This window comes from Cognatundibacterium luofuense (assembly GCF_018139685.1).
Taxonomy (GTDB): domain Bacteria; phylum Pseudomonadota; class Gammaproteobacteria; order Burkholderiales; family Burkholderiaceae_D; genus Undibacterium; species Undibacterium luofuense.
Map to the genome: position 1 here is coordinate 69371 of NZ_JAGSPN010000007.1, position 13205 is coordinate 82575.

Below are 13205 nucleotides of genomic sequence, written 5' to 3' on the forward strand. Positions count from 1 at the left end.
CAAATTACCTGAGCATGTAATCAGCCTGTAGGTTTGTCACATAAATAGTCGCTATAATCGCAGATTCGCGCCGGATGACCGAAAGACACGGGCAAGTGCCGCGCGGAAACACCGGAGACTCTGAAAAGCAACGCGTTATGAAAACCTATGATGTCGTGATTGTAGGCAGTGGCCTGGCCGGATTATCGGTCGCACTGCATCTGGCAAAATCCCGCAAAGTGGCGGTGATTACCAAACGAAAATTGCTGGATGGCGCCAGCGACTGGGCGCAAGGCGGCATTGCCGCCGTACTGGACTCTCATGACAGCCATGAAGAACATGTCAGCGATACCCTGATTGCCGGTGCTGGTCTGTGTGACGAAGGGGCAACCCGCTACATCATTGAGCACGGCCGCGAAGCCATCGAATGGCTGATTCAGCAAGGAGTACCATTCACCCGCGATGACGAAGCAGAACTGGGTTTTCACCTGACTCGCGAAGGTGGCCACAGTCAGCGCCGGATTATTCATGCTGCAGATGCTACAGGGCACGCAGTGCAGGTAACGCTGGAACAGAAAGTCCGCTCGCATCCGAATATTGCACTGTACGAACATCATTACGCGATTGATCTGATCACCAGCGCCAAACTCGGGGACAGCTCCCCGACACCGCGTTGCCTGGGCTTGTATGCACAGGATATTAAAACCGGCGAGGTGCACACCTTCTCTGCCCAGCACACGATTATGGCGACCGGCGGTGCCGGCAAAGTGTATTTATATACGACGAATCCTGACACCGCGACCGGCGACGGTATTGCGATGGCATGGCGCGCAGGATGCCGCGTCGGGAATATGGAATTTATTCAGTTCCATCCGACCTGCCTCTACCATCCGTATGCCAAATCTTTCCTGATTACCGAAGCGGTCCGTGGTGAAGGCGGCGTACTGAAATTACCGGCAGAAGCAGGCTCCGCTGCTGGCAAACGTTTTATGCTGGACCATGACGAGCGTGCTGAACTGGCGCCGCGTGACGTTGTAGCCCGCGCAATTGACTTTGAAATGAAGAAACGCGGTCTGGATTATGTGGAACTGGATATTTCCCATCAGCCGCCGGAGTTTTTGAAAGAACACTTCCCGACAATTTATGCACGCTGTCTGGAACTGGGCATCGACATCACGAAACAAGCGATTCCGGTTGTGCCGGCGGTGCATTTCACCTGCGGCGGCGTGGTAACGGATACGGATGGCCGCACCGACATTCCGGGCTTATATGCGATTGGCGAAACCGCTTACACCGGCCTGCACGGTGCAAACCGGCTGGCATCGAATTCGCTGCTGGAGTGTCTGGTCATCGGCAAATCGGCAGCAACGTTTATCGAAGGTCAGGAACGCGTAAATCCTATCGCCCTGCCCGACTGGGATGAAAGCCGGGTGTCGGATGCAGATGAAGAAGTGGTCATTGCACACAACTGGGATGAGCTGCGTCGCTTCATGTGGAATTACGTGGGCATCGTGCGCACTACTAAACGTCTGGAACGCGCCAAACATCGTATCCGCTTACTAAAAGAAGAAATTGACGAGTATTACTCGCACTTCCGAATCTCCAGCGATTTGCTTGAGTTGCGCAATCTGGTGGAAGTTGCATCACTGATCGTCAATTCTGCGCTGTCCCGCCGCGAAAGTCGTGGCCTTCACTTCAGTCGTGATTATCCTGACACGTTGCCGAAAGCGCTGCCAACCGTGTTATCACCAAAACGCAAACGCTGACTGCTTGTATTAATAAGCTCTGACAAGCACCAGCGTATCGTGCGCCCGGCTCCATGCCGGGCTTTTTTATGCCAGACAACCTGAAATGCAGACTTCAGCACAGCAACTCTGCGCTTCACGGCATAGAGTCCGGGCCTTCCCTGAGATGCGATGACGATTCCTGCAGTACACGGGGCAAAATAAACGGAAAATTACAGGGATCAGAACGCATAAAATTCAGAAAAATTTCCCGATTGAGGCAGAACTGAGCGCACTGGTCGCCGGTTGTGCTGCCAATGTGCATTATAGTGAGCTAGAAAATTTCTGGCTGTTCAGCTACACCTTAGCGCTCTGAACGGGAAGTTAACAAAATTCTTTACGGCAGGCTGTCCGGACTGCTCAAACACTGTCTGATGCGGACTTCAGCATAAGCATTACTCTCTCGCCAGCGGAAATCCTGGCTGTTACAAAACCATGCATGACGATATCTGCATCATGCATGGCATTTTTTGCGACTGAATGACATAAAAAAGCGCTGCGGCTTACACAAATATTGACTTTTAGTCTTTTCATAGTCACATTGTCGGATCTTTCTTTTCAGCACCGTTTTTTCAGCGCATTCTGCCTGATCAGCGGGCAGAAACTCCGCGGTGAACACGGCATGATTCAGCTAGACAATATACAGCGTCACTACAAGCAGGGCAGCGGCACCATACAGGCCTTACGCGGACTCAGTCTGCGCATTGCGCCCGGTGAGTTTGTTGCTATTATGGGTTCCTCCGGTTCCGGCAAGTCCACCTTGCTGAATATTCTCGGCGCCCTCGATAAACCCAGCGCTGGCAGCTATCGTCTGAATGGCATTGAAGTTGGCGAGATGGACGACGACGCGGCTTCCGCATTACGCAGCCGTCAGATCGGCTTTGTATTTCAGTCTTTTCACCTGCTGCCGCGCTTAACCGTGCTGGAAAACGTTTTGCTGCCGCAGCGCTATTTACCAGAGCAAGACCCGGAAGCACCGCAACGCGCCCGCGCGCTGCTGGAGCGTATGGGTCTCGGACATCGCATTGATCACCGCCCCGGTGAACTCTCCGGCGGACAATTACAGCGTGCCGCGATTGCACGCGCCTTACTGAACCAGCCTTCCCTGCTGCTGGCGGACGAACCGACCGGTAATCTGGACAGCAAAAGCGCAACCGACGTTCTGCATCTGTTTTCTGAATTGCACAGTCAGGGGCAAACGATAGTTCTGGTCACTCATGATCCGAACGTGGCAGCAAAAGCACAACGCACGATTCTCTTAAACGACGGTAATCTGGTTTCTGCATGAAATCTTCCATGTTCACTTTAACGCGGCTGGCCGGCGCCACCGCGATCGCCCTGCTGTCCATGCAGGTTCAGGCTGCCGCTACTGAAAAGACAGCGCCAGCCAAAACAAACAACGCAGCGCAACGGCTGGTGATTCTGAATGGCAGCGTGGAGTCGCTGAACAGTCAGTCTCTGTTTATTCCGGCATCGGATAACAACCCGGTTCCTTTGAAATACTTTGTACCTGAGGGTAGCAAGGTCAAAAAAGGCGATGTGGTTTTATCGATCGGCACACCGGGTAACAATACGCAGGAAATGCAAACCCGTCAGGAACAGCAACAGGTAAAAATGGCGCTGGAGCTGGCGAAACTCGAAGTTGTCGCCATCGATGCTGAGCGCGCATTCCATACGGCGCAAATTGCGCTTGCAAAGGCGCGTCTGGATGCCAGTTTGCCGCAAGGTCAGATCAGTGCGCTGGATTACGATAAATATCAGACTGAAAAAGAGAAAGCGGTCAAGGAATTAGAAATCCGCAAGGCTGCAGTTGAAATCGCCCGCAAAAACATCAGTAAAACGAAAGCAGACGGCGAGCTGGAAGCGCGTAAAAATCAACTGCAAATGGCTTATCTGCTCAAAGAAAACGCCAATACTTCCGTGCATGCCGAAGTCGATGGCGTGGTGATTCATGCGTTTAATCCGTGGCGTGGTGAACGCTATGATGAAGGTGTGCCGGGTTTTTCCGGCCACCGTGCCGGTCAGGTCATGACCGACGGGCAATTCGAGCTGATCGCATGGGCGCTGGAAGCAGACCGCATTTCGCTGAAAGAAGGAATGCAGGTATTTCTGACGCCGGATGCCTATCCTGGCAAAAGCTTCGCCAGTACGATCAAGCGCATCAGCCCTGCGCCGGAAAGCGGCCCCGCCGGTGAGAAAGGCCGCTTTTTCAAAATCACCATTCCTTTACCAGCGCAGGCGGAGCTAGCATACGCTCCCGGCATGAGCATCCGCGTCAGTACTGCTTCAGCCCCGGCCAGACACGCAGCGCAATCTCTGCCGGTAAGCCTGACGATTGACGGGGAGGTTTTATCGCGCAACAACAAAGCGATCTCACCGCCATCGATTCGCTATATCTGGAACTACACCATAGGCCAGATCGTACCGGAAGGCACTTATCTGAAAGCCGGTGAGCAAATCATGCAATTGCAATCGACAGAAGTACAGGAAAGACTGGTCACGTCGCGCAATATGCTGAATGAGAAAAACAAAGCCTTAGAAAAACTGTTACTCGAACAAAAAGAAGCGGAAAGGCTGGGTGAAATTCAGGTGGCAGAAGCGCGCGCAGCGGCCGAAAAAGCTGCCCGTAAAGCCACCATGCCCAAAGAACTGATACGCCGCATCGATTACGACAAACTGGTTATCGATAAAGAAGCGAGTCAGGCTCAGTTCGAATTACAGCAAAAACTGGTTGCAGCACAGTCGGCACAGCGTCATGCTGAAAAACGGTTCCTGCAGACAGAAATGCAGATGGAGCAAAAAAATCAGGACAGTTTGCTGGCCGGCATTAAAGCGCTGACGATCACCGCACCCACGGCAGGCATCGTGCAGTACCGCACATCCTATGATGATGAAAAATTTAAAAAAGGCAGCAAGATCTGGGTCGGGCAGACGATAGCCGGGCTGGCAGATCCTGACAGCATGTACATCAAAGCCAAAGTTCCGGAAGCACAATACGGCTTGCTGCGCATGGGCCAAACCGTCACCGTCAAACTACCCGGCGGCAATCAAACCGTACAGGCAAAAATTCTGCGCCCGGGTCTGGCGTTTCAGTCACGTTCACATACCGACAGCAGTGTCGTACGTGATCTGGAACTGGAATTTACCCAGCGCCCCGCCAATCTGAAACCGGGTTCAGCAGTACAAGTCATTATTCCGCTGGCAAAAGCGGCTACCCCTGCTCAGGCCACTGCAAACGTCAAATGAAGATTCCATTACCTTTATCCGCCATTACGCTCGGCAGCCTGCTGTTACTCAGCGCATGCAGCCAGCCAGCTGAGCAAAACGCCACAACAGAAATAGTGGCTGAATCTGCCTGGCAAGAATCCATGCAGATTGAAGGCCAGGTGATCGCGCCTGAAAAAACACCAGTGAATGTACCCGGCTCCGGCTGGGCGCCGCGCATTCTTGAATTTATTGTGCAGGATGGCAGCGCTGTCAAAAAAGGTGAACTGATTGCACGTTACCGCGCTCCCCGCTCAGAAACAGAACTGGCAAAAGCGGAACTCGAACTGGAACGTAAAGAACTGGCCAGAGAAGAACTGGAACGTAACGATACTAAGCGCCGTACCGAAATTCACGCTGATCAGAGCAAAGTCAATGCAGATTTGCAGTTAAGTGATCGCTACTCCGGTGCGGACCAGCAATTATTTTCGCGCAATAAAGTACTGGATACGATTCAGGATCAGGCATTTCTGAAACAGAAGCAAGGCTATCTGAACTGGCAATTGTCGCAAACCAGCGTACGCACGCAGTCAGATCAGGCTTTGCTGAGGTCGCAGGTAGAGTCTGTAGCGCAAAAACGGGATACGGAGGCGAATGCTTTAAAGCAATTGGAAGTCCGCGCACCGCACGACGGTTTTCTGAATCTGGAAAAGAACTGGACAGGTAACACGCCGATGGCTGGCGCGACTGCACGCCCGGGCGATGTGGTCGGCAACCTGCCCGATCTGACCCATCTGGTGGCCAGTTTTCAGATTCCTGAACAACGCACCTTCGCGCTGCAAGCTGGCCAGACAATTGAAGCCAGACTGATGGGTAATGGTCAGCATGTACCTTTGAAAATCACCCGCATCGGTAAAACGGCTAGTCCGATCGGCGAAAAATCGCCGGTAAAATTTATCGAAGTGGAAGCTGCTTTCAGCCAGCAGCAAATCGAACAAATGCACCTGACGCCGGGCCAATCCTTAACCGGCAAACTGATTTTTGCTGATAAACCGAAAGTCTTGTCAGTGCCGAATATTGCATTGAACGAAGAAAACGGTCAGTTTTTCGTATTCCGTCTGGAACAGGGTAAGCCCGTTAAAACACCGGTAAAACTGGGTTTGCGCGGCCCTACCCGTTCTGAAGTCAGCGAAGGATTACGCGCTGGCATGCAAATCAGCCTGATTCCACCCAACGAACAAAAAGAAAAAAGCGCATCATGAAAATTCCGTTTGCACTGATTACAGAAGCGGTGGATGAACTCAGCCGCCGCAAACTGCGTACTGGCCTGACCCTGCTTGGCATGCTGTTCGGCGTTGCATCGATTGTGGCGATGCTGGCGGTTGGCGAGGGCAGCAGGCGCGAAGCTTTGCGCCTCGTGTCGGAACTCGGTTTGCAGAATCTGATTATCGAATCAAAAAAACTCAGCAATGAGCAGTTAAAAGAAATCCGTGCACGCAGTCTCGGACTCAGCAGTGATGATGCCAGTGCGGCATTACTGGCCGTGCCCGGCGCAGAATCGGTGGCCTTGCGTACTGAAATTAAAACAGACCAGATTGTGTACGGTCAGAAAGTCGAAACCGGCCATACCTTTGCGGTGACAGAAGCTTATGCGAAACAGTCTGGTTTGCAAACCGGTGCAGGCCGCTGGTTTGAATCCGGCGATTTTGCAACACAAGCGGCGGTTGCGGTGATCGGTCCGCGCATTGCCACACAGTTATTCGGCAGCGCTGATCCGGTGGGCGAACTGATTCGCGTCAACAATGTCTGGCTGCAGGTGGTGGGTGTGCTGGCTGATCGCGCAAAGGGGAAATCAGAATTTGAAGGCATTAAGCTGGGGCTGGATGATGAACGGATTTTTGTACCGTGGGACAGTGCCAAAATGCGTTTTCCCGTGCGTGAACTGGAAGATGAAGTCAGTTCGCTGAGCCTGCGTTTGCGCGAAGGCACGTCGCCGGAAGCGGCGGCCCGCGTACTGCAACGCCTGATCGAAGCGCGCCATAACGGTGCCGACGACACCACGCTGATCGTACCTATGGGTTTATACCGCCAGAATCAGCAAACCCAGAAAATTTTTACAATCGTAATGAGTTCGATTGCCGCCGTATCGCTGCTGGTGGGCGGCATCGGCATTATGAATATCATGCTGGCCAATGTGCTGGAACGTAAAAAAGAAATCGGCTTAAAACGCGCGCTGGGCGCCACGCAACGCGATATCGTCAGCCAGTTTCTGGCCGAGGCGCTGGTGATTTCAGGAATGGGGGCCTTACTGGGATTGCTTGCCGGGATTGCTGCTGCCTACAGTATCGCCGCGCTGGCAGGATGGTCTGTAGCATGGTCACCGCTGACGCTGATGATTGCGGTGTCCGCCTGTGTTGCAACCGGTCTGGGCTTCGGCGTATTCCCGGCTAAACAAGCGGCAAAACTAGATCCGATTGCGGCTTTGCGCAGCGAGTAAATTAAAACTAAATCTTTAGCCTATATGGAAACTTATTTATTCCAGATATAAGTTTCCAAATTTACAAACAATATGAATATTCAAACAAATCTCATCAGGAAATCTCGAAATACCCTGGTTGACCCGAGATAATTTGGATATGCTTTTTTAAGATTTTTTACATCTTTTGCTGCAACTAATACAGCCGCGACGACATCTGTTGATGATTCACTCTCTGCCAATTTCTTGAGCGCCTCATCCTTATTTACGCGGCGGTACGGAGTGACGATACCTTTAAATTTAGCGCTATCAACCCTATACAGCCTTACCAAGTACAAATCGTCAGGCAAACTTTTTCTTTTATTTGTCTTCGCATCATTTGTTGTGAGCTGCATAGCAACATTATATTTTGCCAGTCGTTGTCGAACTTGAAGCCTTTCCTCCAAAGCTTGCAGCTCTTCAATTTTATTTGATAACTCTATCAGATCAAGACTTATCGCACCTTCCGATTGGGCAACCAAAATACCAGCTACCTTAAAAAACTGTCTCCACTCATCATGCCCATCCATTGAAGTTTTCAGATTGAAACCTTCCAAAGTATCAATAATTTCAAGTGAAGTTGCCCAAGCATGTTGCAGCTCTGTTCGTAGCTGAACCTCTATTTTTGTATTCTTCCACTCACTTTCCTCTTCAACACCTGAGAAACAGGAATAGACCAAATGGACGCCACCGTATCCACTATCTTTTGGTGACAAATAATCATAGGTTCTGATGATTCGATGAATTGAACGACTTTTCTCAAGATACCCAAGCAATTCTTTAAGTTGTTTAATATCAGCAACAATTGATCTACATCCGCCAATATCGTGCATTCTTGTTATATCTATTGTATTTTCCACTACTCCATCTAGCGTCGGCCGTTCCAATTTATTGATAATTGTCGAGAGCATTTTGAGCCTTCTTGCGACGGTAGCTCTTTGCGAAACACGCTTCGTTGCCTTATCAATGTGATTTTTTATCAGCATTAGCGGATATAAATGAAGCTCTCGAAAATTTTGAATCTTTTCAATCGCATCTTTTCGCTCCTCACCCTCACATCCATGCCTGATTGACTGCCCAGCTTTTTTTATCTCTTTCTTTGAAAATTTTAATGTTATCTTTTGATTCTCATAGACGCGATTAACCATTCCCTGGGCTTTCTATTTGAAATAAATACATTCACATCTGCTGAAACAAATGCGTGTGGTTGCGGCTGACTTCCAGTTTCTCAGAACTGCCTTTGATACTGACTAACTGGCGGCCACGAAAATCGCGGGTAACTTCTGAAATCGCAGAAACGCGTACCAGTGACGAACGGTGAATACGCCAGAATTCATCCGGGTCCAGTTCATCTTCCAGCTCTTTCAGCGATTTACGAATCAGATACTGCGCCTGTTCAGTTTGTACCAGCGTGTACTTTTCATCCGACTTAAAAAACAGAATTTCTTTGGTGCTGATCATGCGCAGACTGGTGCCGACACTGGCCTGCACCCAGCGCAGATAATCACGCTTCTGACCTTGTTGCATTTGTTGCTGTATCAGTTGGGTCAGCATGCTTTGCACATCGGTGGCAACAGGCAATGCATCCGCTTCCTGCGGCGCTGCTTTTGCTGGCGCTGCCGCTGCCGCTGCGGCACGGCGTTTTTCTGCGATGCGCTCTTTCAGACGCTCACAGGTTTGAGCCAGGCGCTCCGCATCCACCGGTTTGAGCAGGTAATCCATCGCGCCACGCTCAAACGCAGCAATCGCGTATTCGTTGTAGGCAGTGACAAACACCACCTGCGCCATCGCTGCCAGCTGGGCGGCTGCCTCAATGCCGTTTTTACCCGGCATACGGATATCAAGAAATACAACATCAGGATGCAGTGCCTGTGCCTGCTCTATGGCGGCGATACCGTTACCGGCTTCACCGGCGATTTCCAGCTCCGGCCAGACCTGCGCCAGCCTGCTGCGTAACCAGTCGCGCATCGGCGCTTCATCATCTACCAGTAAAGCGCGCACTGCTCCTTGATTCGCCATATTCATGTCACACTTTCTTAATTTAATTAATTTTCTTAACTTGTCTGACTTGCTTGACTTGTCTGACTGGCAGATGCTGGTGATGGTACACGCAGAATAAATGTCGCGCCGCCATCCGCCGGAATTTCAGTCAGCAAACTGGCCTGACCTTTATACAAAGCACGCAAACGCTCACGAATATTCGACAAACCCACCCCATCATCAGCATGCATATCCAGACCGACGCCGTTATCCGTGACTTCGACTTCGGTAAATCCATCCTGCTGTCTGGCGCTGATCCGGATTTCGCCGCCTTCAGTGCTGGGTTCCAGACCGTGTTTAATGGCGTTCTCCACCAGCGTCTGCACCATCATCGAAGGAAAAGCTTCCAGCGCCAGCGCTTCCGGCACATCAATGCTGAACTGCAATCGCTGCTGCATACGCGCCTGCATGATATTCAGGTAAGCGCGTGATAATTCGATTTGCTGACCCAGCGTCCCCATTCCCTGCTGGCGCATTTGCGGCATGGCGGAACGCAGATAGCGAATCAGATCCGCATGCACTTTAGCAGCCTGTTGTGGTTGCGTTTCAATCAGCTGACCAATCAGTGCCAGCGTGTTGAACAGAAAATGTGGCTCGATTTGTGCCTGCAGCGCTGCCATCTCTGCTTCCAGCACCCGCCTTTCCAGCGCTTCCATATCGGCCCGCGACGCTGCGGCAACGGCTGCCAGCTCCGCACGGTGCTTACCACCGGCCAGACTCTTGATCAGGATGGAAACTACAATCAGCCAGAAAGCCAGTCCACCCAGACTCATGATGCCGCCGATGATCAGCACCAGAAACGAAACAAAAAACAGATACTTCCATGAAATAACTGCCAGCCAGTCAAAAAACTTCCACCAGCCCTCGCGCAACAAATCACGCACCTCCAGCACGATACTGCGTAATGTCGGAGGTGCAATTTCAGGCTTATTCATGATCTTCTTTTTTCTCGCTGTCAGGTGCTGGTAATGCCATCGCAGCAGGCTCTGTCTTTGTTGCGCTGTCTTCTGCCGGATTCACAAAGCATTTTACCAACAGCGCGGTCAGAACAAAGACATTTGCCAGCGGCACCATTGCCAGAATGCCACTCAGTATCCATACCAGCAAAATGACAGCGAATAAACGCAGCCAGCTCATCGCAACAATTTTTGTGACAAACCACATCCAGCAATAATGGATGGTTTCGCCGGTTTGAATCACAGTTTCCAGAATCGGGTTACGTTTTACGCTGTTCATGATCTCTCTCCTTGGGTGTGTGTTGAACTATGCTGCTGATGGACACAGTGTGCACCGCCCCCGCCCCTGCTTCCAGCTGCCTGCGACCAAGTGCAGCAGCAACGGGTTTAATGGCAGGATGGCGGGTTAAACGGGAGAGAAAAAAGGCAGGTGTGCTGGTTGCGATTCTGTCATCGCGGTGTGAAATATCCGGTTACGGGCGAACCAGTTTTGAAAAATCCCGTGTCCGGAACGCATTTACGATGACGTCACGTAATATGATCAATTGCTCGAAAATGCCGGGTTGTGTAGCGTACTTATCGCGATAGTACAGATCAATGCTGTCGAAGCATTTGCTATCGCTGGCGCAACGGGTCAGCAGAATCAGACTGTTAGCACCGCAATCGACACCCAGGTAGCAGGAAGCCCAGCTCCATGCATCCTCAATCAATGCTCTTCTTTCTCTGGTTGCATACGTTTCGCCACTCACCCAGAAGCTCAGTTCATTTTTTTCGTTAAAGTACACACTCGCACCGATACCAAATCGTGCAATCGTGTCCGGGTCCTGCAGATCAGCGAGATCGATCAGGAGTTTTTGACGCTGTTCAGCACTGGGAGCTTTCTCCTGAGCGAGGCCACCCATCGTTTGAAAATAGCCATCTCTTTTTTGCGCCAGTAAGTCTTTTGCATCGCTCATTGATTTTGAAAGCTCACTGAGTCCTTGCTGCGTCAGCTCTTTTGACAGGAAGCCCTGACAGCGGTAACGCAAATCATTCAGCGCCGACTGCTTCTTTCCGAACAAGACGGCATCGGTATAGTCGCTTGCCTTGATATCAGGAATTTTCTGGATATCGATACAAATATTGATCGCATTAAAAGCATACGTCGCACCACCTTCCTGCGGACGTTTTTTCGCCATTTCCGCAAAGGCGCGCAAATCCTTGCTGGCGTAATACGCTTTCGCAATTTCCAGCGTTTTGCCTTTGGCTTGTACGGGCGTAGAAGCAGACCGAGGCACTGTCAGAACCGGTGCGACAGACTGCCTGCTGTGAGCCGCTGTAAGCGCAGGATTTGGCGCTACGACAGCAATGTCCGGTGCAGCCTGATACCAGCGCCATCCGGCAAAGCCACCCACTACCAGCAGAACCACGACGCCTGCAATGCGCTTATTCACCGGTTTCTCCCATTCTTTGTGACGATTAACTGTGTACGCCGCGCAGCGAACACTGTCAGCGACATTGTCTGCGGCAAAACAGACCAGAATTTCGCATCGCAGTCATCACGCTTAGATGTCTGTTTTGAGTTGCCTCGTACCGATTACTGTTATTACGGCTTAATCAGCTTAGAAAAATCTCGCGTACGAATGGCATTAGCGATGATGTCGCGCTGTGTAGTCAGCTGTTCAAACACCGCCGGTTGACTGGCGTATTTGTCGCGAAAATACAGATCTGAACTATCAAAACACTTATTGTTTGTAACGCAACTGCCCAGTAATTCCAGACTGTTTGCAGTGCAGTCTGTGCCAAACTGACAAGCAGCCCAGACCCAAGCATCCAGAATCCGGTCAGCATCGGCCTTGCCCGAGTACAACTTACCATCGAACCAAACGGACTCTTCACTCTTTTCATTGACGTGCAGTCCGCTAATCATGCCGGCACTACTGATAGCAACAGGGTCTTGCAAGTCGACCATCTCATTCAGCAGTTTTCGCCGATATTCTGCGCTCAGTACTTTCCCCCGCGCCAGTTCTTCGAGAACCTGATCAAGCTTACTCCGGTTTTGTTCCAGCACATCTCCGGAACTGCTCTTATATTTAAACTGCTCGCCAAGTCTGATTGGTGTCAGCTCATCCGGTAAAAAACCCTTGCAGCGTTCGCGCAACTCATTCAACGCAGTTTGCTTCCTTGCCATCAAGGCCTGATCAGCGTTATTACCTGATGTGACGTCAGGGAAACGCCTTACCTCCGCGCAAGTAAATGCCGCTTTGAATGCATAGGTTGCGCCGCCGTCCTGCGGACGTTTTTTCGCCATGTCGGCAAAAGCGCGCAAATCTTTGCTGACGTTGTAGGCGTGCACAATCTCCGCTATCTTAGCGCCGGCTTTTTCAGATGTCGCTGCTGACTGCGATGCTTGCGCGGCTGATACGGCCTGAACCGGAATTCCGGCTGCAACAGCACTGAATAAGATGAAAGCCGCGATTCCTGCGTTGCACTTACCCATTTGATTCCCCCTATTTATCTGCACTCTGTACGGTGTTTTCATGGCAAGTCATATCACCAGAGAAACATTTTCTCAGCAGATTAACGTTGACGTGCAAAAAGCGCAAGAAAACAGGTGAAATGCGGTGTTCTGCACAACAATCCGTCGGTCGTCGGCAGAAAGTCCGGCTGTCCGAAAATGGCAAATGACGATAGCTGCATATTACCTAGCCTTATTGCCATAAAAAAACCACCGCAGACCAGCAGGTT

General features: G+C 51.1%; 11 protein-coding genes. 5 read left to right on the forward strand and 6 right to left on the reverse strand.

Annotated elements, in window-relative coordinates; all coding sequences use genetic code 11:
* Positions 1 to 137 precede the first annotated feature (137 nt).
* The 5 genes from nadB to KDM89_RS10875 all read left to right on the forward strand — a co-directional run bounded on the left by nadB (position 138) and on the right by KDM89_RS10875 (position 7464).
* Complete coding sequence (gene nadB, locus KDM89_RS10855; RefSeq protein WP_212687956.1) at positions 138 to 1745, forward strand: L-aspartate oxidase; 1608 nt, start codon at positions 138 to 140, stop codon at positions 1743 to 1745.
* A gap of 640 nt (positions 1746 to 2385) precedes the next feature.
* Positions 2386 to 3051 carry an ABC transporter ATP-binding protein gene (locus KDM89_RS10860; RefSeq protein ID WP_212687957.1) on the forward strand — a complete coding sequence of 222 codons (666 nt, stop codon included), beginning with the start codon at positions 2386 to 2388 and terminating at the stop codon, positions 3049 to 3051.
* An 8-nt stretch (positions 3052 to 3059) separates the two neighbouring features.
* Positions 3060 to 5009, forward strand: coding sequence for an HlyD family efflux transporter periplasmic adaptor subunit (locus KDM89_RS10865; RefSeq protein ID WP_212687958.1), 1950 nt, complete (start codon positions 3060 to 3062; stop codon positions 5007 to 5009).
* Positions 5006 to 6229, forward strand: coding sequence for an efflux RND transporter periplasmic adaptor subunit (locus KDM89_RS10870; RefSeq protein WP_212687959.1), 1224 nt, complete (start codon positions 5006 to 5008; stop codon positions 6227 to 6229). Before KDM89_RS10865 ends, KDM89_RS10870 begins: the two co-directional genes overlap by 4 nt.
* Entirely contained in the window at positions 6226 to 7464 is a 1239-nt protein-coding gene (locus tag KDM89_RS10875) for an ABC transporter permease (protein WP_212687960.1), read from the forward strand. The genes KDM89_RS10870 and KDM89_RS10875 overlap by 4 nt, the downstream gene beginning before the upstream one ends.
* A gap of 80 nt (positions 7465 to 7544) precedes the next feature.
* Here KDM89_RS10875 and KDM89_RS10880 read toward each other — a convergent pair whose 3' ends face one another.
* The 6 genes from KDM89_RS10880 to KDM89_RS10905 form a co-directional block, all read right to left on the reverse strand.
* Complete coding sequence (locus KDM89_RS10880) at positions 7545 to 8630, reverse strand: RelA/SpoT domain-containing protein (protein ID WP_212687961.1); 1086 nt, start codon at positions 8628 to 8630, stop codon at positions 7545 to 7547.
* Positions 8631 to 8661: 31 nt separating this feature from the next.
* Complete coding sequence (locus KDM89_RS10885; protein ID WP_212688076.1) at positions 8662 to 9501, reverse strand: LytR/AlgR family response regulator transcription factor; 840 nt, start codon at positions 9499 to 9501, stop codon at positions 8662 to 8664.
* A 35-nt stretch (positions 9502 to 9536) separates the two neighbouring features.
* Positions 9537 to 10457 carry a sensor histidine kinase gene (locus tag KDM89_RS10890; protein WP_212687962.1) on the reverse strand — a complete coding sequence of 307 codons (921 nt, stop codon included), beginning with the start codon at positions 10455 to 10457 and terminating at the stop codon, positions 9537 to 9539.
* Positions 10450 to 10758: a hypothetical protein gene (locus KDM89_RS10895; protein ID WP_212687963.1), complete on the reverse strand. Its 309-nt coding sequence runs from the start codon at positions 10756 to 10758 to the stop codon at positions 10450 to 10452. Before KDM89_RS10895 ends, KDM89_RS10890 begins: the two co-directional genes overlap by 8 nt.
* Positions 10759 to 10951: 193 nt before the next feature.
* Complete coding sequence (locus KDM89_RS10900; RefSeq protein ID WP_212687964.1) at positions 10952 to 11911, reverse strand: hypothetical protein; 960 nt, start codon at positions 11909 to 11911, stop codon at positions 10952 to 10954.
* A 152-nt stretch (positions 11912 to 12063) separates the two neighbouring features.
* A complete protein-coding gene (locus KDM89_RS10905) occupies positions 12064 to 12813 on the reverse strand; it encodes a hypothetical protein (protein ID WP_212687965.1) in 750 nt (249 codons plus the stop codon).
* Positions 12814 to 13205 lie beyond the last annotated feature (392 nt).